The sequence below is a fragment of the Pseudomonas sp. BNK-30 genome (assembly GCF_047456185.1).
Lineage (GTDB): Bacteria > Pseudomonadota > Gammaproteobacteria > Pseudomonadales > Pseudomonadaceae > Aquipseudomonas > Aquipseudomonas putida_E.
On sequence record NZ_CP179904.1, the window covers coordinates 36,128 to 59,179 of the forward strand.

Genomic DNA, 23,052 nt, shown 5'->3' on the forward strand with positions numbered 1-23,052 from the left:
CACTTCCCGGGACACGATCCGATGCACAGCCTAGCTGCACTTTAAATCTCATGGAAAGGTAAAAAGAAGCCGTGAAGAGCGATGCAATCACAGCACTAGTCGTTGACGCGTTTTCAGCCTCCGCTTTGGGAGCTGAATTTGTGAAGATTTTTGCCATCCTCACTGCCGCTGGCTTATATCCATTGGGCAAGTCGAACACCTCTACGCTTCTCTTTCGGCGTACGCAGCTTGAAGGTAGCAGCTCGGAAGACGTGCTGGCATTTCGTTGTGAGCCAAGTGCTGTCCTGTCCTTTCCCATTTCCTTCTGGCAGGAGAGGGAGGATGTTCGAGCTGAACTGTGTGCGGTGTTTGACGATGAAGAAATGCCGCGTGTGGTCAATCGCCCAGGATCAAGCTCACGCTTTTCTGCGTGGCAAGTGAAAATTGACTCAACCACGATCGAGCGCATCTGCAATCTGTGCCTGCAAGTGTGCACAAAACTGACGCATGAACCTCCACGAGCGCTGCACGCCAGATCAGTGCCCGAGCTACTGAATTCCCTACGTCCTCGCACAAAACAGCGAGTCTATGACGTGCTGATTGGCTGCGGATTTGACCTCATTCACTGGGGCGTTCTTGCCGATGGAAAACCATTCGACCGGCCAGCTGAGAACAGAAACCAGAATAGCGAATGGTCATATCGCGACTCTGCAAGCGGTATCGTGGTTCTAAACCTGTGGTACTCAAAAATGAGAGTTCGCGATGATAAAATCGTCTGCGCCGGCAATTTCAACGAGGATGCGTTGCACTACGCGCGACTCGGTGAGAATTATCGGCAGTTGCGTGGCAATTTTAAGGTCGAGGCTCAAGCTCTCTATCGTCGAGGCCAGCGTTGGTCGGAGCAAGCGAGGGCAGTCAACTCGCTACTGATTGACTGTTTTGGCCGTAGAGCTGACATCCGTGTGGCGATCGTTGATCGTGAGGATGGCGGGGCTACCTCCTCAGATACCCCCAAAGCTAGAGAGCTGGATCTGGAGCCTTGGCATCTGAGCACCTTTGACTTGAAAACCTTTGATTTTCTACTGGTCCGTGGCACGGGCGCTGTCGGCGACGGTCTGGCAAACCTTGATACCGAATCGTCCGCGAATTCTGAGCAGCGGACATCAGAATACATCGTACTGCCGACTCTCACGGCCGAAAGTTATGGGATTGGCATAGACGATCAATTTGTCGAGGCGGGACAGGAACGACTCAACAAGCAGGTCAATTATGTTGCTCGTAACCCCGAGTACCGTAGACAGGTGCTGATCCGATCCCGCGGGCATTGCGAATACTGCGGGGAGGCTGGGTTTCTGAAGGCCAATGGCAGGCAGTACCTGGAGACTCACCACATCATCCCGTTGTCAGAGGGTGGCTTGGATGATCCGGCGAGCATGATAGCGCTGTGTGCAGGGGACCACCGGCGGGCCCATTATTCAAGTGACGCCCTGAAACTGCGTTTTGAGTTTCAGAGGATCGTCGCGGGATTAAAAGTGGCAACATGATGCTGTTTCTGTTCCGTGGGATGGAAAAAGCATGAAGGGATCCAGTCTTTACGTCACTACCCAGAAGCTGGAACCGTTGAACGACGTTACCTGCTACTTGAGCGCGATCCTTGGGGCGTCGGATGCTCAACCAGCAGCTGAATCTGATCGAGCCTGATTTGCACGGAAAATCCTGGTCTCCAGGACAAAGCAGAGGAAGCCACATGAGCAATAGCCCAGATCTGATCATAACTGCCGACAATCCACGAACCGGGGAGACGGTATATGCGGAATTTGAGCGAGCCGAAGCCTACGCTTTGGCCCGATTGGTCAGGAGTTTGAACCTAGAAGATTGTCGTTCTAAAGCCGTAAGCGACGATGATGCACACCTGATGACGGAAGGGCTGGCAAAGCTGCAGAGCTTCTTCGTTGCTGCTGGTATAGCGCCGTGGTGAATCATCCACTGGGCTGGGTTGGATCAACGGCGTCAGACCATAGGAAAACGCCCAGATACGCCCAGGCCCAGCCATGCGCTGGGCCGATGCAGTAGAAGGGGGCGATTTCACGTCCCCCATAACAAAGGAGCGATCATGTACGGAAAAGAAAAGGTGAGTCTGTGGAAGCGGTTTCGGTGCTTTTTTGGGCACAACATGGTTGAAACCTCCCGAATTCCGCATCACGACCGTGATTTTGTGACGAATACTTGTACGCGTTGCGGGAAAACCGAATCGCCGATCTAGGCAGGAAAACGTCCAGGTAAACCCGAAGCCCAGCCATCGAGCTGGGCAGCAGCAGCAGAGAGGCGCGGTTTTCGCGACCAGGATCGAGCAGGGGAAAACGGTATGACAGATAGCGAAAATCGGACACTCACGCCTTTGGTCGATGAGTGGGAAGCAGAGTTCGACCCTACCTATGACGATAAAACATCGGAAGGTGGCGTCTGGTACGGCAAGACCGATGACGAGATTGTTCTCATCCAAATCGAAGAATTCAAATGGGATGAGCATGAGCAAAACCATCGGAGATTAGATGAGCTCGAAGGCGAGGACGAGTGAGGGAAAGAGCCTCCGATCACTGACCCGCCCTTGAGCGGGCTTTGTCAGTGCTAGGGGGCGGCTTTCGGACTCCGGATACTCTGCTACCGATGGGCTCTACCAGGGTTATATTCCACAGATGAAAACCAACCGTGACGATTTTTCAAAACGGACCAAGAGCGACCTTGCCCTACGGGCGTGTTATCAATGCTCCTTGTGCAAGGAACCGACAGTAGGGCCCAGCGACGAAGCCTCAAATGCGGTGACGATGATCGGCGTTGCAGCTCACATCGCAGCAGCTGCACCTGGCCCTGGCGCTCGCCGTTACGACCATTCGATGAGTCCTGAGCAACGTGGATCAATCGATAATGGGATTTGGCTGTGCGCCAATTGCAGCGTACTCATCGACAGGGACGAAGCCCGATTTACAGCTCAATACCTGCATGAGCTGAAGCTCAGCCACGAGGCATCAAAGCGCCTTCAGGGACAAGGTGATGTGGGTTGCGAGGACATCATCGCTATCGGCCCCAGTCTGATAGCGCTGGGTGCAGTATTACGATTCGGTCCGGACGGATGCCGGTTCCGAATTTCTCACTTCCTAGAAGGTACTATCCGGGAGCTGTGGGCACTGAGCGTAGATTTCAGCAAATGGCCAGATGAGGACAGGTATGTACTTTCAAACGAACTGGGCTATGGCGGGCAGCTTTCTCAGCCACCTTTGATCGAGCGAACAGAATTCGGGCACGAGGTCACCGTACTAATCCAAGCGGCTACAGACCGCCGCGATGCCATGAAAACCAAAACCATGTGCAGCCACACCGGTAGGATGCTTGATGGCATGAATGCGGTGGAGTCGCTCTTTAGCAACGTCCTGGGCGTGGCTCACGGCACTTGGTTTGCAGACCTTCATAACGGCAGCTTTATCTCTGATTATCACGAAAGGTATTCAGACTCCGCGTGGCTTAGCAGATTAATTATGAAGGAGATCATCCGCCTGTCGTTTGTCCCCCGGAAATCCAGATCTGATAATAAGCAAATGGCACCGCTTGCCTGGGTCAATCGCGTTAATAGCGTTAGCACACCGACCTTTGAGCTTACCGAGCAATATCTGTCCATTCATGTGGATGCGGAGCTCGAAGGCGTAGGTAACTGGTCGGGGGATTTGCCAGTATTTATTTGTACACCGGAACAATTACAGAAAGGACGGGAGCAAGCGAAGACATACGCGCTCATGATTAGCCCTACTGTAGATCAGGGCGTCGTTGAAGCGGTGCCTGTGGACATGAAAACAGCAAGTCGGCTGAAGCTGCTGGGACGCTAAATCGCTTTAGCGGCTGCCGCTCTCCCGACCGACGCTAGCGTCTGATCACGGAAAAAACGACAGGCTACTTCACTGCTAAAAAGCTTGGGTATGGGTAGGAAAACGGCTGCTGTATTAGACACGATTATCTGGGTTTTGATTTACAGGGAGTTCCAGCTTCCACACCATAATCCGAATAGCCCCTAAAACGAAGAGAAGGCTGCTTTGAATCAGGATTGGATCGATGGTGACGCTCAACGCAGATAGACCTCGGTAATCTCAGGGCGGAAGTGGCTCAGTTCTTGCGAAACCACCTCCAATGCTTGTTTCCGAGTGAGGTGACGTTGTAGCGAAGCCATTCGTGCGGATTCCACTACACTTGGACACCCAGCCCACGATCATTTGGACGCTCATTCCACGCTCACTTGGACAGGCAGTCGGAGCGCAGCGACGCAGGTTTGCATTGTTAGTCTGAAGTCCCAGCCGTCGTCAATTTCGTTGCGCGCCTGCGCATCGATTCGCCCTTCAGTTCGATTCGATAAGCGTTGTGCACCAGCCGGTCGAGGATCGCATCGCCCAAGGTCGGATCGCCGATCAGCGCATGCCATTTGTCCACCGGCATTTGGCTGGTAACCAGCGTCCAGCGATTGCCGTAGCGGTCGTCCAGCAGCTCAAGCATGTCGCGCCGTTGCGCGGCGGTAAACGGTGCCAGGCCCCAGTCGTCCAAGATCAGCAGGTCGGTCTTGGCATAGCCGGCCATCAGTTTGGCGAAGCGGCCGTCGCCATGAGCCAGGCCCAACTCCTCCATCAAGCGCGGCAGACGCAGGTATCGCACGCTGTAGCCATCGCGGCAGGCCTTGTGGGCCATCGCGCAGGCGAGCCAAGTTTTGCCTACGCCCGTCGGCCCGCCGATGATCAGGTTCAGGCCATCGCGCAGCCACTGGCCGCTGCCCAGTTGCAGGATCAGGGCCTTGTCCAGGCCACGAGGGCTGCGGTAATCGATGTCTTCCAGGCAGGCGTTATGGCGCAGTCGTGCGGCTTTGAGGCGAGTCGTCAGGCGTGCATCTTCGCGCTCGGTCAGCTCGCGGTCGACCATCAGGCCCAAGCGCTCGTCGGTAAGGGATCCATCATCCCCACATTCCAAGCGTCCACCTGATGCCCGATGCTGCGCTCCCGATTTCTTTCTGGAGTCCGCCCGCCATGATGCGACCCGACAGCAAAGTCGAAAAGGTGTACCTCTATCCCAAGCCCGTAGACTTCCGAAAATCCATCGACGGCCTCACCGCGCTGGTCGAGTTGGATATCAAGGTCGCCGTGTTCGACCCCGTACTGTTCGTTTTCCTCAATAAAGCTCGCAATCGCATCAAGGTGTTGTACTGGGAGCGCAACGGCTTCTGCCTTTGGCTCAAACGCCTCGAAGCCGAACGTTTCAAAACCTCCCCCGACGCCAGCGACGAAGCGATTGTCCTGACCGTCCAAGAACTGAACTGGCTACTCGACGGTTTCGACCTCTGGCGCAACCGTCCGCATCAGGTTCTGACGCCCCGTTTCGTCGCCTGACCCGGTATAATCCGGGCCATGATTTCAGTGCCCGACAACCTCCCGGATGACCCTGTTCTGCTCAAGCAAATGCTGCTTGAGAGTTACGCTGCTCGTGCGTGTGAGCAATCGGCTGCCCGTGTGCGCGAGCAGGAGGTCAAGGAGGCTTATACGACACACATCGACGACCTGAAAGAGCAGATCAAGTTATGGCGTGACCGTTTCTTTGGCCGTAAGTCTGAGCAAACTGTCGATCCCAACACGCCGCAACTGGCGATGTTCAACGAACCCGAAAGCGACCCGCTACTGGCGGTGGTTGACGATGCCGACGAAGAAGTCGTTGCGCCTGCCAAACGTCGCGGCAAACGCAAACCACTGTCGGCCGATCTGCCTCGGGTCGAAGTCATCCACGACCTGCCCGAGCACGAACTGACCTGCGCCTGTGGTTGCCGCAAGCATGTCATTGGCGAGGAAACCAGCGAGCAGCTCGACATCGTGCCGATGCAGATCCGCGTACTCAAACACGTGCGCAAGGTTTACGGGTGCCGGGGCTGCGAAACCGCGCCGGTTACCGCTGACAAGCCAGCCCAGTTGATCGAAAAGAGCATGGCCAGCCCCAGCGTGCTGGCCATGCTGCTGACCACCAAGTATGTCGATGGTCTGCCGCTACACCGTTTTGAAAGCGTACTGTCCCGGCATGGCATCGAAATCCCCCGGCAAACCTTGGCCCGCTGGGTAATCCAGTGCAGCGAACACTTCCAGCCGCTGCTGAATCTGATGCGTGAGCGGTTGTTGGAAAGCCCGGTGATTCACTGCGATGAAACGCGGGTGCAGGTGCTCAAGGAACCGGATCGCGACCCGACCAGCCAGTCCTGGATGTGGGTGCAGGCCAGCGGGCCACCTGATCGACAAGTCGTGTTGTTCGACTACACCACCAGCCGTGCGCAGGAGATACCGTTGCGCCTGCTGGAGGGCTATCGCGGTTATGTCATGACCGATGATTACGCCGGTTACAACGCGTTGGCATTACAGCCCGGTGTCGAACGGTTGGCGTGCATGGTTCATGCACGCCGCAAGTTTGTCGAGGCGCAAAAGATGCAGCCCAAAGGCAAGACGGGACGTGCCGATGTGGCGCTGGCGATGATCAACAAGCTGTATGGCATCGAGCGTGAACTCAAGGATGTCAGCGATGAGCAGCGGTTCATCGGTCGCCAGGAACGAAGCCTGCCGATCCTCGGCCAATTGAAAAGCTGGCTGGACAAGACGTACTCCCAGGTCACACCGCAAAGTGTGCTGGGCAAGGCCGTGCACTATCTGGCTAACAACTGGAGTCGGTTGGAACGCTATGTCGAGGCCGGCCATTTGCCGATCGACAACAACCTTGCGGAGCGTGCGATCAAGCCATTTGTCATCGGGCGCAAGGCTTGGCTGTTCAGCGACACCGTGAACGGCGCCAGTGCCAGCGCAAAGATCTACAGCTTGGTTGAGACCGCCAAGGTCAACGGCCAGGAGCCCTATACGTGGCTGCGCCACGTACTTGAGCACCTGCCGTATGCATCGTCGGTGGCCGACTACGAAGCTCTTCTGCCGTGGAACTGCTCGCCAGAGATGCCACGGTAACCTGCTGCCCCATCATGTGATAGGAGGGGTTCATGGATCGCACTCCTTTGATCGCATGGAAGATCGTTGCGAACTGGCCCTAAGCGTTAACCTTCCGTTGAACTGGGACCATCATGACGTCACAGGGTATCCAGCATTCCTCTACGACATCATTCCCTCTGGTGCTGCCAAGGACTCTCTTGAATCCCGCTACGGGCGTCTTAAGCCCGAAGGCGTGGAAATGGGGCTGTACCTTCTGGAGCGCTTCACGTCGGCCCCTATTGGGCATCTGCGCATCAAGGAGTCGGTGGAAGGCCTTCAGCCGGATCGGAACGAGGCTTTCGCGCATGCTGAGGTCGTGAACAGGACGAACGAATTTCTTGAGTACGCCTATGAAAGCGGCGCGGCGTTGGGCGGTGCTACCGGTGCCAACGGGCAAGCCCCCAAGCTGGTCATGACCCAAGCCCACGACGGTGCTCTGTATGCTGATGCGATGCTCCCCGATGACCAGGCGTGCCGTCACTGGCTGATCAAGTTTGCGCGTAATCGAGGCGGCGAGCGCGACAAAGACATCCTGCGAACAGAGTTTCATTACTACAAGGCGGTTGCTGCCCTGGGCCTTGATACGGTTCCCACTGATGGTTTGGCGCTTGAAGAGGCAGTGAAGCCAAGCCTCTGGATGCCACGGTTTGATCGCCGAGTAGTGGATGGCGGGGTGGAGCGGATACCGCTGGAGTCGGTGTACTCGATCTGCGGCATTACCGGCTACGCGCATCCGATGGCGCATGCCGAAGTGGTTCACCGACTGGTAGGTCTATGGATCGATAACGGCCAGCAGGATGAGGTGGACGACCTGGTGTTCGAGTACGTGCGGCGCGATCTGCTGAACCGCATTCTAGGGAACACCGATAACCACGGCCGCAACACCTCCATCATGCGTGTGGGTGGGAGGTTTCGTTTGGCGCCAATCTATGACCTTGCGCCAATGATCCTGGATGAAGAGGGCATCACACGGACGACGAAGTGGGCGGCGGAGCGCAAGGGGTCTTCCAATTGGAGCGACAACTGCGCTGAGCTCGTTGGTTACACTGATCCCGATGTTCTGCTGCAACGGTTGATGAATGCGGCTGAGGAATTCAGGGCGTTGCCCGATCTGCTGACCGATGTTCCTGAATCGATGCGCAATGCAGCCTCTCTACCGGTGAATAACCTGGATAAGCGACTCGTGGAGTGGGGACTGCGATGAAAAAACTACAGCCTGAAGAGCGTGCTCAGCTCGTAGAGGATATCGTCAAGCGCAACGCGGCTGGGCTCGATCCAATCGGCACATCCATCCGCCGTCTGCGGCTGGAAGTCACCGGGCTTGACCAAGAGACCTTCGCGGCCATGTGCAGGATGTCCACGAAAAGCCTGTACGAACTGGAAAGCGGGAAGTCGAATCCGAAGCTCAGCACTTTGGAGGCCGTGCTGCGTCTCTTTGGCGTGCGGATGGGTATGGTGATGACTGCCAAAGACAAGCCCATCGCAACGGTCGTCGGCAACAATGTCGGCCAGTTGAAGGCCGGTGGGCCAATCGCTGTGGCCGCGCCGCTGGCCAGTTCCTACGTGGTGGCCGGACCCAAGCGAGGGAAAAGCCCGGTGGCAGCCAAAGCGAAGAAGGCAGTGTCGAGCCCGGCATCGCCACGGGCACGGAAAAGCAGTCAGGAAAAGTGAGATTGATGTGGGATGCAAATAAAGTCTCATCCCATTTGCCTCTAACTGATCGGTTGCGGCATTAAGTCTGGTTGCTCGCAGTAGTTCCAAACCACGACGGCTTCATACTTGTAACGGTAACCATGGGTAATCGGGGGTTGAGTTTTTCCGCAGAACGTTGCAAGGTCCTCTAGATAGCGGTTATCTGTGTTTTCGGTTTTGGCGTGTCTCGTGTAATGGCGGCTGTGTGTGGGCAGGCTTCGGCTTGGCCGGGTTTCCAAGTTCCCCGGTATTCCTACCCCATACAAAGCTGCCACCCCCCAATCCTGCCGGAAGTAGCGATTAGGCTGCTGGGTAACAATCCCAAGCCTGATCCTTACGGGCGAACGTGACAGTTCAGCATGATTGTCGCGCCACTGCGCGCTATGGCGTGCTGTCGTGACAACTCCTACGGCTCATGATGCACTTTCGGACCACACTGAACCTTGCGGAAGCTGGCCTGGAGGGATAAATTCATCGGGTCGCAACCAATTGTGCGACCGGGTTTGGCGACCCGTATGAAAAGGCGCAACGGCGCCCCGATCACGATTGCAGGCGCTTTTTTTGCGTCCGCTGTCTCGTGTAATGGCGGCTGTGCGTGGGAGACCCTCGGGTCTGCCGGGTTCCTTTTCCTCGGTTCGCCAACCTGCGTACAGCTGCCACCCTAACCGTTTGGCGACGGTCAGCGTGGTGCTCCAAACGAAAAGGACCTCATGCATGCTCACCGTAAGTCTATCCAGGATCCTCGCATCCGTTCTCCGCCGCCGTCGCCCTTCGCCGGCTCCCGAACCCCACCGGTTCTACCCCATCTACGACCCATCCCGTCCGCACAACGCACCCAAGCAGGTGCCCCATGACTGACCAGGAACGCTTGTCCACAATCCAGAGCTACGCCTGGACCCTCGAACTGCTCGGCGAAGCCCTGGTGCAGCATGACGAGATGCTCGAGTGTGAACACAACCCTCACTTGAGCTTCCGGAACACCGCAGGTATCCACCAGGCGATACGGATCATCAGCCAGTTGGCCAGTGAGCAGTGCGCGAAAGTGAGCCTGTTGAAGGGCGAAGCCTGCTAAGGAGGGGCACATCCGGTTACAGGGCACGTTCAGGTACCACCTGATCACGCGTTTTAGCCTGTAAACCGTCCCTGCCTTGAACCGCGAACGCGGCCTCCGGTTCTGACCGGAGGCCCGCCCACACAGCGTGCCCTTCGATTAAAACCTCACCCGCTCACGCTTCGTGCGCCGCACCTGGCAACTGCACGGCCTTCGGTCGCAACAGCGTGCTCAACCCCAGCAACAACACCGCACCGATGGCCATTATCCCCCAGGCCCAGTGCAACGAACTGAGCTGGTCACGGACGATGCCGGCAATCAGTGGCATGGTCGCTGCGATCAGGTAGCCACCGCCCTGCACGAACGCCAGCAAGGCGCCGGCTTCGGTTGGCGAGTGGGTGTGGTCGAGGGTGACGATGAGCGACAGCGGGAACAATGCGCCGATGCCAAGCCCCAGGCACAGGGTGGCCACCACCGCGAGCTGCACGGGGGCGAGCATCAGGCAGGCCAGGCCGGCAAGCAACAGCAGTATCACCACGGTCAGCGGCTGTCTGCGGTCTGGGTAGCGCTGAATGAGGGCTGAAACCAGTAGGCCGGCGATGACCTCGGTGACGGTGAGGGCGCCAAGCAGGTAACCCGCCTGGGTGGCCGTCCAGCCCAATTCAACATAGAACGGCGGCAACCAGGCCAGTACCAGGGTGTAGGCACCCGTGCCAATGCCGAAGAACAACAACAGCAACCAGGCTCGCCCGCTGCGGTACGGCAAGGTGGCATCGCTGTGGCTACCGGGGTCGCTGCCGGCGGCAAGCAACCAGGCGATCAAGCCGACCAGCGCCGGCAAGGCTGCAACCCCCAACGTCAGTTGCCAGCCGAAGGTGCTGGCACCCGGCGCCGCAAAGGCAGCGGCCAGCGCGGCGCCGCCCATGATGCCGGTGGTGAACAGCCCCATCAGCATGCCGGCGCTTTGCGGGTGGCTGCGCTTGATGAACGCGGGCATCAAAGCCTGGATAACCGCAATGCCGACCCCGCCCAACGCGGCTGTTGCGATCAGCGCCGTGCCGGACGTGATATAGGCCCGTGCGGCGCAGCTGATGACGATCAGCGTGATACCCATCGCCACACCTCGCACTTCACCTACCAGGCGCAGCAGCCAGGGGCCGGACAGCGCGAACAACCCCATCATCATCACTGGCAGGGTGGTCAGCAGGCCGCCTTGGGCGTTGCTCAGGCCCAGGTCTTGTTGCAGGGTGCCGAGCAAGGGGCCGATGGCCGCTATGATGGGGCGTAAGTTCAAGCCGATCAGCATGGCCAGTAGGCCGATGCACGCTTTGCTTGGCAGATCACGCATGTTGAAGTGGCTCCTGCAGGAAGGTGCATATCGCCTGGTTGAAGGCCTGGGCGTACGGAATGTTGAATACGTGGCCGTCACCCGGGAGGGTGATCTGGCGGGCATGGTCGATACGTTGGGTGATGTCTTCGGCTTCCGAGCGTGGGCTGATGAGGTCGCCTTCGGCGGCGAGCACCAGGGTTGCCGCTTGGATTGCTGGCAATTGATCGCTCAGGTCGTAGCGCTTCATGCCATTGCACCAGCGGATCTGGCTTTGCGCTGACAGTTGAGCGGCCTGGGCGTGCCAGGCCTGGTAAAGGCATTGGCCTTCGGCCGAGGCGGCATAATCAGCGCCAACCAACGCCGGCCATGTGGCCTTGAACCGCTTCAGGCAGCCGTCCGCTTGCGCAAGGTTTGCGGCCCAGTCGTTCAGCAGCCCCTGGCGGTACGTGCTGTTCATGCTGGCGAATGTGCCGGCGACCACCAGTTGCTGTACGGCCTCAGGTGCATGGCAGGCCATTTCGAGCGCCACCATGCCGCCCAGGGAGAGGCCGATCAGGTGGGTACTTTCCAGCCCCAGGTGGTCGAGCAGTGCCAGCATTTCCAGTGCCTGGGCATGGGCCGTGATACCTTCGGGCGCTTCGCTGGACGCGCCGTGGCCCAGCAGGTCGGATACGATAACGCGGTGGCCCAGGCTGAGCAGTGCACTGGCCTGGGGCGCCCAGGCGCGCCCGCTGTTGCCCAGGCCATGCAGCAGCAGCACCGGGCTGCCAGCGCCTGAGTCGTAGTAGTAGTGCCGATGCGGTCCGTGTATGAAAAATGCCATGTGTTCTCCTGATCCTTCAGTCGTATCGTCAGCAAGATAACTTAACGTTAAGATAGTTTAAAGGCGTCGGAGTTCAGGAGTTTGCGCGGGTTAACAATTGATCAATTGCCCGGTGAAGGGGAGCTATGAACGATCATGTGGATTTCGTCGTCGCGCAGTGGGCGCAGGCGATGCCCTCGGTGGACGTCACATCCATGGAGATTTTCGGGCGCATGGCGCGCATCCAGAAGCATCTGGAGCGCATGCGTGCCGAAGCGCTGGCACAGTACGGCTTCAAGGAAGGCGAGTTCGATGTGCTGGCGACGCTGCGAAGGGCAGGGGCGCCGTACCGCCTGACGCCAACCGAGCTTTACCGCTCGCTGCTGATCACATCCGGGGCGATGACCAACCGGCTGGCCCGGCTGGAAAGCGCCGGCATGGTCGAACGTATTGCCGACGATCACGACAAGCGCAGCTACCAGGTTGCACTGACCGCGGCAGGTAAGGTGTTGATTGAGAAGGCTCTGCTTACACATACTGAGATTCAGGAGCTGGTACTGGCCCCTTTGAGTGCGAAGCAGCGCGCAGGGTTTGCGCAGCTGTTGAAGCAGATGCTCGCGTGTCTGCCTGGCGAAGGGGCGCCCAGCCAATGAACTGGAAAATTCAGGAGGAATTTTCATGCTGCACAGCAACTACCTCAAGCAGTTGGATCTGCAGGACATCGTGGTGTTTCTCAACCTGCTCGAGTTGCGCAGCGCCAAGCGCACCGCCGAGTTGATGAGCGTCAGCCAGCCCACCGTCAGTTATTGCCTCAAGCGCCTGCGCGGCTGCTTCGATGACACGCTGTTCGCTTCTTCCCAGGGCGTGCTGCTGCCCACCACCAAGGCCGAGAAAATCGCGCCCTACCTGCGTATGGTGATGACTGCCAAAGACAAGCCCATCGCAACGGTCGTCGGCAACAATGTCGGCCAGTTGAAGGCTGGTGCGCCAATCGCTGTGGCCGTGCCGCTGGCCAGCTCCTACGTGGTGGCCGGACCCAAGCGAGGGTAAAGCCCTGCGGCAGCCAAAGCGAAGAAGGCAGTGTCGAGGCCGGCATCGCCACGGGCACGGAAAAGCAGTCAGGAAAAGTAAGATTGATGTGGGATGCAAATCGGGTCACGTTTGCGTAGCTATAAGCGGGGCAGCCTGACGTACTGCTGGCCGAAGGCACTTGCGAAAGCGGTGGCATGGGGATAAATTGCCTCAGTCGCCAAAGCATCGGTGATGCGACCTTGGCCGGTCGGATTCGAAAGGCGCATCAGCGCTCAGTCTTCATCGCAGGCGCTTTTTTTGTGCCCGCGATGTCGTGTTTTGGCGGTGGTGCGCGGGACACCTTCGGGTGTGCCGGGCTCCTTTCGTCCCGGTCGGCCAACCCGCGTACTGCTGCCACCTTAACTTGCTTGGCCGCGAGCGGTGGCAGTTCCACAACGAAAGGAACTCATGCATGACCACCCGAAATCCGTTACTGATCCTCGCATTCGTTCTCCGCCGCCGTCGCCCTTCGCCGGCTCCCGAACCCCACCGGTTCTACCCCATCTACGACCCATCACGTCCGCACAGCGCACCCAAGCAGGTGCCCCATGACTGACCAAGAACGCTTGTCCACAATCCAGAGCTACGCCTGGACCCTCGAACTGCTCGGCGAGGCCCTGGTGCAGCATGACGAGATGCTCGAGTGTGAACACAACCCTCACTTGAGCTTCCGGAACACCGCAGGTATCCACCAGGCGATACGGATCATCAGCCAGTTGGCCAGTGAGCAGTGTGCGAAAACGAGCCTTTTGCAGGGCGAAGCTGGCGAGGCGGGGGAGGGAAGTCGGTGAGGTAGGTTGTATAAACGGCAAGTTACTGAACCGTTAACCAGGGCGGTTAGCAGTTCAGTAATTTGCCTGTGGGATTTTGGGGCTGCTTTGCAGCCCTTTCGCGACACAAGGCCGCTCCTACAGGGGTTGCGGGTATCAGGCTCGAATTAGTGCTGGTACCACTCGCACGTAAATCAACTCACTGACCAACTCCACCATCGTCTGGGTGATCACCGCCGCAGCCGCCAGCCCACGTATGTCCTCCGGCAGCGCCAGCGCCAGGGGCAACACCACCAGGGAGTTGCGTGTCGCGGCGCTGAAGGTCACCGAGCGTACTTCTTCCACCGGCAACTGGAACAGCCGCGCCGAGGCAAACCCGAGCACCGGGGCCAGCAGCATGAAGCCGATGTACACCGGGATCACCGGCAGCAGGCGGTCGAAATCGCGCACTACAACGGCAATCTGCGAGCCGATCACTGCCACCAGCACCAGTGCCATCGCCGGCACCGGCATCCACGCCCAGGCCTCATTCCACACAGAAACGCTACGTGACCGGCGTGCTCCGGCCGAGGTGAGCACCGCCAGGATCAGCGGCAGCACAATCAGCAGCACGAACGCCTCCATGAATGGCGTGATGGAAATCGCCACTTCGCTGCTGTCACCCAGCATCAGCGCCAGGTACACCGGCAACAGCACCAGTTGCACCAGCAACAGCACGGGGGTGGCGGCGAGGGTAAGGCGCGAGTCGCCTGTGCCGATGTGGGTGAACACCACCACGTAGTCGATGCAGGGCGTCAGCAGCACCATCAGGGCGCCGATGAGGATGGCCGGGTGCTCGACCAAGCCTCGGGTGGCGGCCCACACCAGTAACGGGACGAAGATGAAGTTGGCCAGCAGCAGCGCGGCCATGAAGCGGCGGTTGCCCAGGCTTTGGCGCAGGTCGAGGAAGGGGATTTGCAGGAACATCGCGTACATCAGTACGGCGATGGCGGGGGTGACCAGTGCTTCCAGGTGGCGCGCGGTGTCGGTGGCCAGCAGGCCGAAGGCAGCGGCGGCGAGCACGGCGGCGAAATACAACGCAATCTGATGGGTTTCGAGTTGCTCTCTGGTCAAGGCGGCGTCCTGGCGTTCGCGGTGGGCATGAGGGTGCACAGGGTAATACGCTGCGCCGCAATTGTGGTCGCCCGCTTGTTGTGGCTTGCAATGGCAAGGCTTGCCCGCAGGCATGAAAAAGCCCGGCACAAGGGCCGGGCTTTTCACATCAGGCTATCGCCAATCAGTTGCCGTACACCGGCAGCTTCTTGCAGATGGCCTTGACCTTTTCACGTACGGCGTCGATGACGGCGTCGTTGTTCAGGTCGGCGAGGATGTCGCAGATCCAGCCGGCCAGTTCTTTACACTCGGCTTCTTTGAAGCCGCGGGTGGTGACGGCCGGGGTGCCGAAACGCAGGCCCGAGGTCACGAACGGCGAACGTGGGTCGTTAGGTACCGAGTTCTTGTTGACGGTGATGAAGGCTTTGCCCAGGGCGGCGTCAGCATCCTTACCGGAGATTTCCTGCTTGATCAGCGACAGCAGGAACAGGTGGTTCTGGGTGCCGCCGGAAACGACGTCGAAACCACGCTCGATGAACACGCTGGCCATGGCCTGGGCGTTCTTCACCACCTGCTGCTGGTAAGCCTTGAACTCAGGCTGCAGGGCTTCCTTGAAGCAGATGGCCTTGGCCGCGATGACGTGCTCCAGCGGGCCGCCCTGGGCGCCCGGGAAGACGGCGGAGTTCAGCTTCTTCTCGATGTCGGCGTTGGCACGGGCCAGGATCAGGCCGCCACGCGGGCCGCGCAGGGTCTTGTGAGTGGTGGTGGTGACCACGTCGGCGAACGGCACCGGGTTCGGGTACACGCCAGCGGCAACCAGGCCGGCAACGTGGGCCATGTCGACGAACAGGTAGGCACCTACTTTGTCGGCGATGGCGCGGAAGCGCGGGAAGTCCAGGACCTGCGAATAGGCCGAGAAGCCGGCAACGATCATTTTCGGCTTGTGCTCGACGGCCAGGCGCTCGACTTCGTCGTAGTCGATCAGGCCGTTGGCATCGATGCCGTACTGGATGGCGTTGTACAGCTTGCCCGAGGAGCTTACCGAAGCACCGTGGGTCAGGTGGCCACCGTGGGCCAGGCTCATGCCCAGGATGGTGTCACCGGCCGACAGCAGGGCCAGGTAGACAGCGGCGTTGGCCTGGGAGCCGGCGTGCGGCTGAACGTTGGCGTAGTCGGCGCCGAACAGCTCCTTGGCGCGGTCGATGGCCAGTTGCTCGACCACGTCGACGTACTCGCAACCACCGTAGTAACGCTTGCCCGGGTAGCCTTCGGCGTACTTGTTGGTCAGGACCGAACCCTGGGCTTCCATGACGGCTGGGCTGGTGTAGTTTTCCGAAGCGATCAGCTCGATATGCTCTTCCTGGCGCAGAGCTTCTTGCTGCATGGCTTCGAAGAGCTCGGCGTCGTACTTGGCAATGGTCAAATCACGGCTGAACATAACGGTCCTCAAGGATCGGGCTGAATTGGGGGGGCATTCTAACCGATTGATTCGCGCCTGGCATATGAAGTGGCATCAAGTCGCGGACCAATGGCTTTCATGTTGCATCCCGCGCCCTGCCTGGGCTGGATGGGGGCGGGAGTTGACTTTGAAGTCCGCTTTCAGCAGGCCAGGGCCGCGCCAGCGGGCACCGGATCACTGGAACATGAACAGCGTCTCGTTGCTGAACTGCGCCTCGAACTGGCTGGCCGGCATCGGCCGCCCGAACAGGTAGCCTTGCACCTCGTCACAGCCATGCTCACGCAGGAACTCCAGCTGCTCGTGGGTTTCGACGCCCTCGGCGATCACCGCCAGGTTCAGGCTGTGCGCCATGGCGATGATCGCCCGGGCAATCTGCGCGTCCTGCTCGCCCTCGGGCAGGCCGTCGACGAAGGTGCGGTCGATCTTCAGCACGTCGATGGGGAACTGCTTGAGGTAGTTGAGCGACGAGTAGCCGGTGCCGAAGTCGTCCACCGCAATGCTCAGGCCCAGCACCTTCAGGCTGTCGAGTATCTGCATCGCTTCGTTCACATCGCGCATCAGGATGCTTTCGGTCAGCTCCAGCTCCAGGCACGCAGGCGGCAGGCCGGTTTCTTCGAGGACGGTGGCGATGCGCTTGCCCAGCTGGCCGTCAGAGAACTGCCGGGCCGAGATGTTCACTGACACCTTCGGCACGCGCACCTTGGCCTTGTGCCAGGCCTTGAGCTGGCGGCTGGCCTCGCGCAGCACCCAGTCGCCGACATCCACCACCAGCCCCAGCTCCTCGATCACCGGGATGAAGTCGCCCGGCGGCACCAGGCCGCGCGTGGGGTGGCGCCAGCGCAGCAGCGCCTCGGCACCGGTCAGGCGCTTGCCGTCGCCGCTGAACTGCGGCTGGTAGTAGAGGATGAATTCGTTCTGCTCCAGGGCATGGCGCAGGTCGCTTTCCAGCTCCAGGCGCTCCAGGGCGCTGGCGTTCATCTCGGCCTGGTAGAACTGGAAGTTGTTCTTGCCGCGCTCCTTGGCGTGGTACATGGCGGTGTCGGCGTTCTTCATCAGTTGGCTCAGTTCGCCGCCGTCCTGCGGGCTGAGGGCGATGCCGATACTGGCGGTGACGAAGAACTCGCGGCCTTCGAGCACGAACGGCCGCACCAGGCTGGCGAGGATGTTCTCGGCCACATGGATGGCGCGGTTGAGTGCCATTTCGCGGGTGGCGCGCGATTGCAGCAGCAGGGTGAACTCATCACCGCCCATGCGCGCCACGGTGTCGTCATCGTCGACACAGGCCAGCAGGCGCAGGGCCATGTCCTTGAGCATGCGATCGCCCGCGGCGTGGCCCAGGGAGTCGTTGATCGGCTTGAAACGGTCTAGGTCGAGGAACATCAGTACCACCCACGACTTTTGCCGCTCAGCTTGTTGCAGGGCGGTGTGCAGGCGGTCCTGGAACAGCGTGCGGTTGGGCAGGTGGGTCAGGGCATCGTAGTAGGCCAGGCGATGAATGCGCTGTTCGCTGGCCTTGCGCTCGCTGATGTCAGTGAAGAAACACACATAGCTGGCCAGGTCGCCCTCGTCATCGAGCACCGCGGTTATACCGACCCAGGCTGGGTAGTGCTCGCCACTGCGGCGCTTGAGCCACACTTCGCCTTCCCAGCTGCCGCGCAGGTGCAGCTGTTTGAGTACGTAGCGCAGGTGGCCCTCCTGCTGGTCGTCGACCGTCAGCATGCTTGGCAGCTGGTCGAGCACATCGCTGACCGAATACCCGCTGACCCGGCTGAACGCTTCGTTGGCCTGCACGATGTAGCCGGCCGGGTCGGTGATGAGGATGGCCGAGGTTGAGTGTTCGAAGACCGTGGCGGCCATGCGCAGGTCTTTTTCCGCACGGCGTTGCTGGCTGATGTCGCGGCCCACGCCCAGCACACCCTCGAAGCGCTCGCGGTCGTCCCACACCAGCACCAGGCGCAGCTCGATAGGGATCTTGCGGCCATCGGCGCGCAGGCAGTCGAACAAAAACAGCTGGTTGGGCAGGTGCTGGCGCAGTTGTGCCAGCTGTTCCCGGTCGCCCATGGCCTTGCTGACCCGTTCCATCAGGCTGTAGATGCCGGTGAGCTGGGACGGGTTGGCGACAATCGACTGCCAGCCGTTTTCGAAGATCCAGTCGGTGTTGTAGCCCAGCACTGCCTGCACCGAGGGGCTGACGTAGTTGAGCTGCAGCTTGCTGTCGGTGGAGAAGATCACGTCGCTGATGCTTTCGGCGAGCATGCGGTAGCGCTGCTCGCTGTCGCGTAGCGACTGGCTGGCCTCGATCTGCACGGTGACGTCCTTGCCCACACCGATGATGCGGGTAACCTGGCCATCGCTGTCGCGGGTCAGCACTTGCTCACGGATGTCGTAGCAGCGCCAGCCGCCGTCGCGGTGGCGGAAGCGCAGCTGGCAATGCAGTGACTGGCCGTGGCCGTTGGCGCGTTGCTGCTGGCGCAGGGCCTGGTAGTGCGCCGCATCCTCGGGGTGCAGCAGCAGCTCCCAGAAGCGGTCGCCCATCTGCGCAAGCTCGGTGCGGTCGTAGCCCAGGGTCTGGCCGAGGTGGCGGTTGCTGAAGATCATCCGCTGGCTGAGCACGTCCTGCACGTACAACTGGTCGGGCACGGTACGCACCACGTCCGACCAGAAGCTTTCGCGCTCCAGCAGCGACAGCTCCACCTGCTTGCGGCTGGTGATGTCGCTGATGCTCAGGATCACCGCCTGGTAGTCGCGGCGCTGTTCCGGCAGCCGCGCCATCAGCCACAGGTGCAGCTCACCGCCCAGGGGGGCGGGCAGGCGCACTTCCAGTTCCAGCAGCGGGCGCTGCTCGATCAGCGCATCGATCAGTTGCATGCCGACGCTGTCACGGCCGTCGCCGCTGCCGTCGATCAGCCGTTGCCAGGCGCCTGCGTGGCAGTCGACGTTGAGCAACTGGCGCGCCACTTGGTTGATTTCGGTGATCTTCAGCTCCAGCAGCAGCGAGCGGCGCAGGCTGGAGTCGAGTGCCAGGCTCTGCTTGAGCGCGGCGAGGTTGCGCAGGTGGTAGCGGTCAAGCTGGCCGGGCAGGCTGGAGAGGTCGAGCACGCACAGGGCTACGCCGGTGCCCTCGAAGATTTCCTGATAGCGCCGGCGGTCCTCCTGCAGGGCGCGCTGGCGGCGGCGCATGTTGATCAGCGCCAGTACCGGCAGCAGGGCACAGAACAGCGCCAGCAGGCACTTGCCCAGCAGTGCCGGCAACAGTTTCTGCTGGGCAAGGCCGGCATCGAACAGGCCCCGCAGCTGCCAGACACTGTTGTCGATGAAGACCAGCATCACGCTTTGCAGCGGCTGGTCGCTGGTCTGCGCTGGGGCGTGGCGTTCCAGCACCTCGCCGCTGCGGCTGTTCTCCAGCAGCCACAGGGGGTGCCCGGGGCCGTCCAGGTGCTGGGTCAGGGTGCGGTAAAAATCGTTGGACAGGCGCAGCAGCCAGTAGCCGCGACCCTGCTCGGTGGCCTGGCGCAACAGCAGGTAGACGGTGCGGTTGTCCGCCGAGTTGGCGAAGAAGTAAGGCCGGCCCTGGTTCAAGCCGAACAGCTCGTCAATCAGCGGGCGGTCGGGGCTGCCGGCCAGGCTGTCGCTCTGTAGCCGCCCACTGTGGTCCAGCCAGGCCAGGTCGCGCAGGTTTGGCAGGCGCTCGCGCAGCGTGTCGAGCAGGCTGGGCAAGGCGGCAGGCGAAGGCGCTTTGACATACGGCTGCACCACATTCAGCGCCTGCTGGGCCTTGAGCGCCATGTTCAGGCCCAAGTGGTCTGCCAGTTCGACGCTTGCGTCCAGGTGCTGCTGGCGCTGCTCGGCCTGGGTGTGGCGGAACTGCGAGAACAGTTGCCAAAGCAGCAAACCCAGCAGCAGCAAAGCCAGCAGGGCCAGCGCACCTTTGACCGAGCCGCGCACCGGAGCGGCTGGGGCCGGCGTGACAGTGCGCGGCGAGGACGGATGATTGAGATTGGTCAAACCTTGGTCCTGCTATTGGGCTGGCGACGGCAGGGATTGATATGCACGGTGTATGCCGGTGCCTGGGCGACCGCACCGCGGTTGCGCACTATAAGGCCGTATACCCGAAACGGGCTAGCATGCCTGTCATTATGGCAAAGTGCCAGCCCTGCTATCGGGTGCCGATGGTCGCGATGAAACCTGCCCGTTCGGCAATGCCTTGCTTGCTGTGCGAGAATGCCGCCCGCTTCAATGACAACGCATCGGAGATGTTCGGTTTTGGTTACTCACTTTTCCACCAATGGCCTCGATTCCGCCTGTGGGCGCAGCAGTCAGACCCTTGTCAGCACTGCCGTGACCGAGGATGTATCCTGCAAGTCGTGCCAGCGTTCGCTGGTCAAACCTGAGGCCTCGGCCTCGAAAGCCAAGGCGCCGTCGCTGGCCGAGCTGCGCAAGACCGCCAAGGCGGCAGTAGCCCCGGTCGAAGCTGGGGCTGAGGCTGCAGTGAAACCGGCCAGCAAGGCCGTGAACAAACCTGCCGCCAAGCCGGCCAAGGCTGCCGAGCAGCCTGCCCGCCAGGGTGGTTTCAGCGTGAAATCTGCCTGGGCCGCGCGCCTGGCCGGGCAGGGCGACCGTTGCCGGTTGCCGCGGGGCAAGGCAAAGCAGCGTCACGTCTGATCTGTGTGGGGCCAGCACCGGCCTCACCGCCGCCAATGGGCCGCACAGCGGCCCTGTTGACCCCACCATCCGACCACCCTGTGCAACGCGGCGCGTTGGCGTAGAATGGTCGACTTTGTTCAATGACACCCCGTAAACACATCCGCCTGGCCACCTGGCCGGGGCGATCGTCGATGTCTTTACCTATCTGATTAGAGGGCTTGGTTTTGGCTCAATACGTCTACACCATGCATCGGCTGAGCAAGGTCGTGCCGCCGAAGCGGGAAATTCTCAAGAACATTTCCCTGTCGTTCTTCCCGGGCGCCAAGATCGGCGTACTCGGCCTGAACGGCGCGGGTAAATCGACCCTGCTGCGGATCATGGCGGGCGTCGACAAGGAATTCGACGGCGAAGCCCGTCCGATGCCCGACATCAACGTCGGCTACCTGCCCCAGGAGCCGCAACTGGACCCGAGCAAGACCGTACGCGAAGTGGTCGAAGAAGCGGTCAGCGTGATCAAGGACGCCCAGGCCCGCCTGGACGAGGTCTACGCTGCCTACGCCGAACCCGACGCCGACTTCGACAAGCTGGCCGCCGAGCAGGCCAAGCTCGAATCCATCCTGCAGGCTGCCGACGGCCACAACCTCGAGCGCCAGCTCGACGTCGCCGCCGACGCCCTGCGCCTGCCGGCCTGGGATGCCCGCATCGAACACCTGTCCGGTGGTGAGAAGCGCCGTGTGGCCCTGTGCCGTCTGCTGCTGTCGGCACCCGACATGCTGCTGCTCGACGAACCCACCAACCACCTGGACGCCGACTCGGTGGCCTGGCTGGAGCGCTTCCTGCACGACTTCCCGGGCACCGTGGTAGCGATTACCCACGACCGTTACTTCCTCGATAACGTCGCAGGCTGGATCCTTGAGCTGGACCGCGGCGCCGGCATCCCGTACGAAGGCAACTACTCGGGTTGGCTGGAGGCCAAGTCGGACCGTCTGGCGCAGGAATCCAAGCAGCAGAGCGCCCACGAGAAGGCCATGAAAGAGGAACTGGAGTGGGTGCGCAAAGGCGCCAAGGCCCGCCAGTCCAAATCCAAGGCCCGTCTGCAGCGCTTTGAAGAGATGCAGTCGCAGGAATTCCAGAAGCGCAGCGAAACCAACGAGATCTACATCCCGGCTGGCCCGCGCCTGGGCGACAAGGTCATCGAGTTCAAGAACGTCTCCAAAGGCTATGGCGACCGGGTGCTGATCGACAACCTGTCGTTCGCCATGCCTAAAGGTGCCATCGTCGGCGTGATCGGTGGTAACGGTGCCGGTAAGTCGACCCTGTTCCGCATGCTGATGGGCAAGGAACAGCCGGACTCGGGCAGCATCGAGATCGGCGAAACCGTGCAACTGGCCTGTGTGGACCAGAGCCGCGAGGACCTGGACGGTGCCAAGACCGTGTTCCAGCAGATCTCCGATGGCTCCGACATGATCCGCATCGGCAACTACGAGATCCCGTCGCGCACCTACGTTGGCCGGTTCAACTTCAAGGGCGGCGACCAGCAGAAGTTCGTCAAGGACCTCTCCGGTGGTGAACGTGGCCGTCTGCACCTGGCCCTGACCCTGAAAGAGGGCGGCAACGTGCTGCTGCTCGACGAACCGTCCAACGACCTGGACGTCGAAACCCTGCGTTCGCTGGAGGAAGCCCTGCTGGACTTCCCGGGCGCCGCGATCGTGATTTCCCACGACCGTTGGTTCCTGGACCGTGTGGCTACCCACATCCTGGCGTACGAAGACGACTCGAACGTGGTGTTCTTCGAAGGTAACTACACCGAGTACGAAGCCGACCGCAAGAAGCGCCTGGGCGACGCCGCTGCCCAGCCGCACCGGGTACGGCACAAGAAGCTGGCCCAGTAAGCCGGTTTCCGATGCACAAGAATGGGGCCCTCAGGGGCCCCATTTTTGTGCCTGGCATGAAGTGGCCTGTCCCGCCAGGCGGGCTGATCGGCCATCGGAAGGCACCTTGTTTTGTATACACTTATATAAAACGCACCAAATAATTTCATAAAAACGACATTTCGCCCTATTCCAGTGCGATTGCTTCTTGGTACATTCCAGAAAAAACCAATAAGTCCAATCCCTCTTGGTGA

At 60.4% G+C, this 23,052-nt stretch carries 17 protein-coding genes and 4 pseudogenes; 15 read left to right on the forward strand and 6 right to left on the reverse strand.

The window, feature by feature from the left end; all coding sequences use genetic code 11:
- Positions 1-71: 71 nt before the first annotated feature.
- The 4 genes from ACMGGN_RS00205 to ACMGGN_RS00220 all read left to right on the forward strand — a co-directional run bounded on the left by ACMGGN_RS00205 (position 72) and on the right by ACMGGN_RS00220 (position 3,857).
- Positions 72-1,523: an HNH endonuclease gene (locus ACMGGN_RS00205; protein ID WP_414156362.1), complete on the forward strand. Its 1,452-nt coding sequence runs from the start codon at positions 72-74 to the stop codon at positions 1,521-1,523.
- 122 nt (positions 1,524-1,645) lie between these two features.
- Positions 1,646-1,957: a hypothetical protein gene (locus ACMGGN_RS00210; RefSeq protein WP_414156363.1), complete on the forward strand. Its 312-nt coding sequence runs from the start codon at positions 1,646-1,648 to the stop codon at positions 1,955-1,957.
- 387 nt (positions 1,958-2,344) lie between these two features.
- Entirely contained in the window at positions 2,345-2,557 is a 213-nt protein-coding gene (locus tag ACMGGN_RS00215; protein ID WP_414156364.1) for a hypothetical protein, read from the forward strand.
- A 118-nt stretch (positions 2,558-2,675) separates the two neighbouring features.
- Positions 2,676-3,857, forward strand: a complete 1,182-nt coding sequence (locus ACMGGN_RS00220; RefSeq protein ID WP_414156365.1) for a hypothetical protein — start codon at positions 2,676-2,678, stop codon at positions 3,855-3,857.
- A 445-nt stretch (positions 3,858-4,302) separates the two neighbouring features.
- Here ACMGGN_RS00220 and istB read toward each other — a convergent pair.
- Positions 4,303-4,959: pseudogene (istB, locus tag ACMGGN_RS00225) on the reverse strand (IS21-like element ISPsy14 family helper ATPase IstB); the annotation flags it as partial.
- 77 nt (positions 4,960-5,036) lie between these two features.
- Here istB and tnpB point away from each other — a divergent pair.
- From tnpB to ACMGGN_RS00250, 5 genes and pseudogenes are all read left to right on the forward strand, one after another.
- The gene (gene tnpB, locus ACMGGN_RS00230; protein WP_033697337.1) at positions 5,037-5,396 is read left to right on the forward strand and encodes an IS66 family insertion sequence element accessory protein TnpB; all 360 of its coding nucleotides are present in this window, start codon (positions 5,037-5,039) and stop codon (positions 5,394-5,396) included.
- An 18-nt stretch (positions 5,397-5,414) separates the two neighbouring features.
- Complete coding sequence (gene tnpC / locus ACMGGN_RS00235) at positions 5,415-6,995, forward strand: IS66 family transposase (protein WP_414156366.1); 1,581 nt, start codon at positions 5,415-5,417, stop codon at positions 6,993-6,995.
- A gap of 49 nt (positions 6,996-7,044) precedes the next feature.
- Positions 7,045-8,220: pseudogene (locus ACMGGN_RS00240) on the forward strand (type II toxin-antitoxin system HipA family toxin); the annotation flags it as partial.
- On the forward strand, positions 8,217-8,687 hold the full coding sequence (locus ACMGGN_RS00245; RefSeq protein ID WP_414156367.1) for a helix-turn-helix domain-containing protein: 471 nt from the start codon (positions 8,217-8,219) through the stop codon (positions 8,685-8,687). The pseudogene ACMGGN_RS00240 and the gene ACMGGN_RS00245, both read left to right, overlap by 4 nt.
- 871 nt (positions 8,688-9,558) lie before the next feature.
- The gene (locus ACMGGN_RS00250; RefSeq protein ID WP_012316324.1) at positions 9,559-9,780 is read left to right on the forward strand and encodes a hypothetical protein; all 222 of its coding nucleotides are present in this window, start codon (positions 9,559-9,561) and stop codon (positions 9,778-9,780) included.
- Positions 9,781-9,934: 154 nt separating this feature from the next.
- On the opposite strand, the gene ACMGGN_RS00255 is transcribed toward ACMGGN_RS00250, so the two are convergent.
- Both ACMGGN_RS00255 and ACMGGN_RS00260 read right to left on the reverse strand, forming a co-directional pair.
- Positions 9,935-11,107 (reverse strand): MFS transporter, encoded by a 1,173-nt coding sequence (locus ACMGGN_RS00255; RefSeq protein ID WP_414156368.1) that lies wholly within the window; start codon positions 11,105-11,107, stop codon positions 9,935-9,937.
- A complete protein-coding gene (locus ACMGGN_RS00260) occupies positions 11,100-11,912 on the reverse strand; it encodes an alpha/beta fold hydrolase (RefSeq protein ID WP_279933664.1) in 813 nt (270 codons plus the stop codon). Before ACMGGN_RS00260 ends, ACMGGN_RS00255 begins: the two co-directional genes overlap by 8 nt.
- 125 nt (positions 11,913-12,037) lie before the next feature.
- Here ACMGGN_RS00260 and ACMGGN_RS00265 point away from each other — a divergent pair, with 125 nt between their 5' ends.
- The 4 genes and pseudogenes from ACMGGN_RS00265 (at position 12,038) to ACMGGN_RS00280 (ending at position 13,753) form a co-directional block, all read left to right on the forward strand.
- Positions 12,038-12,544 carry a MarR family winged helix-turn-helix transcriptional regulator gene (locus ACMGGN_RS00265; RefSeq protein ID WP_012316321.1) on the forward strand — a complete coding sequence of 169 codons (507 nt, stop codon included), beginning with the start codon at positions 12,038-12,040 and terminating at the stop codon, positions 12,542-12,544.
- Between the two features lie 25 nt (positions 12,545-12,569).
- Positions 12,570-12,767, forward strand: a pseudogene (locus ACMGGN_RS00270) (helix-turn-helix domain-containing protein); the annotation flags it as partial.
- 36 nt (positions 12,768-12,803) lie between these two features.
- Positions 12,804-13,022 (forward strand): annotated as a pseudogene (locus ACMGGN_RS00275) (XRE family transcriptional regulator); the annotation flags it as partial.
- 488 nt (positions 13,023-13,510) lie between these two features.
- Positions 13,511-13,753, forward strand: coding sequence for a hypothetical protein (locus tag ACMGGN_RS00280; RefSeq protein WP_115273837.1), 243 nt, complete (start codon positions 13,511-13,513; stop codon positions 13,751-13,753).
- Positions 13,754-13,888: 135 nt separating this feature from the next.
- Here ACMGGN_RS00280 and ACMGGN_RS00285 read toward each other — a convergent pair whose 3' ends face one another.
- The 3 genes from ACMGGN_RS00285 to ACMGGN_RS00295 form a co-directional block, all read right to left on the reverse strand.
- A complete protein-coding gene (locus ACMGGN_RS00285) occupies positions 13,889-14,845 on the reverse strand; it encodes an arsenic resistance protein (protein WP_414156369.1) in 957 nt (318 codons plus the stop codon).
- Between the two features lie 163 nt (positions 14,846-15,008).
- Entirely contained in the window at positions 15,009-16,262 is a 1,254-nt protein-coding gene (gene glyA, locus ACMGGN_RS00290) for a serine hydroxymethyltransferase (RefSeq protein ID WP_012316314.1), read from the reverse strand.
- A gap of 195 nt (positions 16,263-16,457) precedes the next feature.
- A complete protein-coding gene (locus ACMGGN_RS00295) occupies positions 16,458-20,288 on the reverse strand; it encodes a GGDEF and EAL domain-containing protein (RefSeq protein ID WP_119687791.1) in 3,831 nt (1,276 codons plus the stop codon).
- Positions 20,289-20,546: 258 nt separating this feature from the next.
- Between ACMGGN_RS00295 and ACMGGN_RS00300 the strand changes: the two genes are divergently transcribed.
- Both ACMGGN_RS00300 and ettA read left to right on the forward strand, forming a co-directional pair.
- The gene (locus ACMGGN_RS00300) at positions 20,547-20,945 is read left to right on the forward strand and encodes a hypothetical protein (protein WP_046784618.1); all 399 of its coding nucleotides are present in this window, start codon (positions 20,547-20,549) and stop codon (positions 20,943-20,945) included.
- Positions 20,946-21,151: 206 nt separating this feature from the next.
- Entirely contained in the window at positions 21,152-22,819 is a 1,668-nt protein-coding gene (gene ettA / locus ACMGGN_RS00305) for an energy-dependent translational throttle protein EttA (protein ID WP_012316311.1), read from the forward strand.
- The last annotated feature ends 233 nt before the right edge of the window (positions 22,820-23,052 follow it).

Coding starts and splice junctions, on each gene's coding strand:
- ACMGGN_RS00210 (WP_414156363.1), top strand. CDS start 1,646: ATGCTCAACCAGCAGCTGAATCTGATCGAGCCTGATTTGCACGGAAAA.
- ACMGGN_RS00215 (WP_414156364.1), top strand. CDS start 2,345: ATGACAGATAGCGAAAATCGGACACTCACGCCTTTGGTCGATGAGTGG.
- ACMGGN_RS00220 (WP_414156365.1), top strand. CDS start 2,676: ATGAAAACCAACCGTGACGATTTTTCAAAACGGACCAAGAGCGACCTT.
- tnpB (WP_033697337.1), top strand. CDS start 5,037: ATGATGCGACCCGACAGCAAAGTCGAAAAGGTGTACCTCTATCCCAAG.
- tnpC (WP_414156366.1), top strand. CDS start 5,415: ATGATTTCAGTGCCCGACAACCTCCCGGATGACCCTGTTCTGCTCAAG.
- ACMGGN_RS00245 (WP_414156367.1), top strand. CDS start 8,217: ATGAAAAAACTACAGCCTGAAGAGCGTGCTCAGCTCGTAGAGGATATC.
- ACMGGN_RS00250 (WP_012316324.1), top strand. CDS start 9,559: ATGACTGACCAGGAACGCTTGTCCACAATCCAGAGCTACGCCTGGACC.
- ACMGGN_RS00255 (WP_414156368.1), bottom strand. CDS start 11,107: ATGCGTGATCTGCCAAGCAAAGCGTGCATCGGCCTACTGGCCATGCTG.
- ACMGGN_RS00260 (WP_279933664.1), bottom strand. CDS start 11,912: ATGGCATTTTTCATACACGGACCGCATCGGCACTACTACTACGACTCA.
- ACMGGN_RS00265 (WP_012316321.1), top strand. CDS start 12,038: ATGAACGATCATGTGGATTTCGTCGTCGCGCAGTGGGCGCAGGCGATG.
- ACMGGN_RS00280 (WP_115273837.1), top strand. CDS start 13,511: ATGACTGACCAAGAACGCTTGTCCACAATCCAGAGCTACGCCTGGACC.
- glyA (WP_012316314.1), bottom strand. CDS start 16,262: ATGTTCAGCCGTGATTTGACCATTGCCAAGTACGACGCCGAGCTCTTC.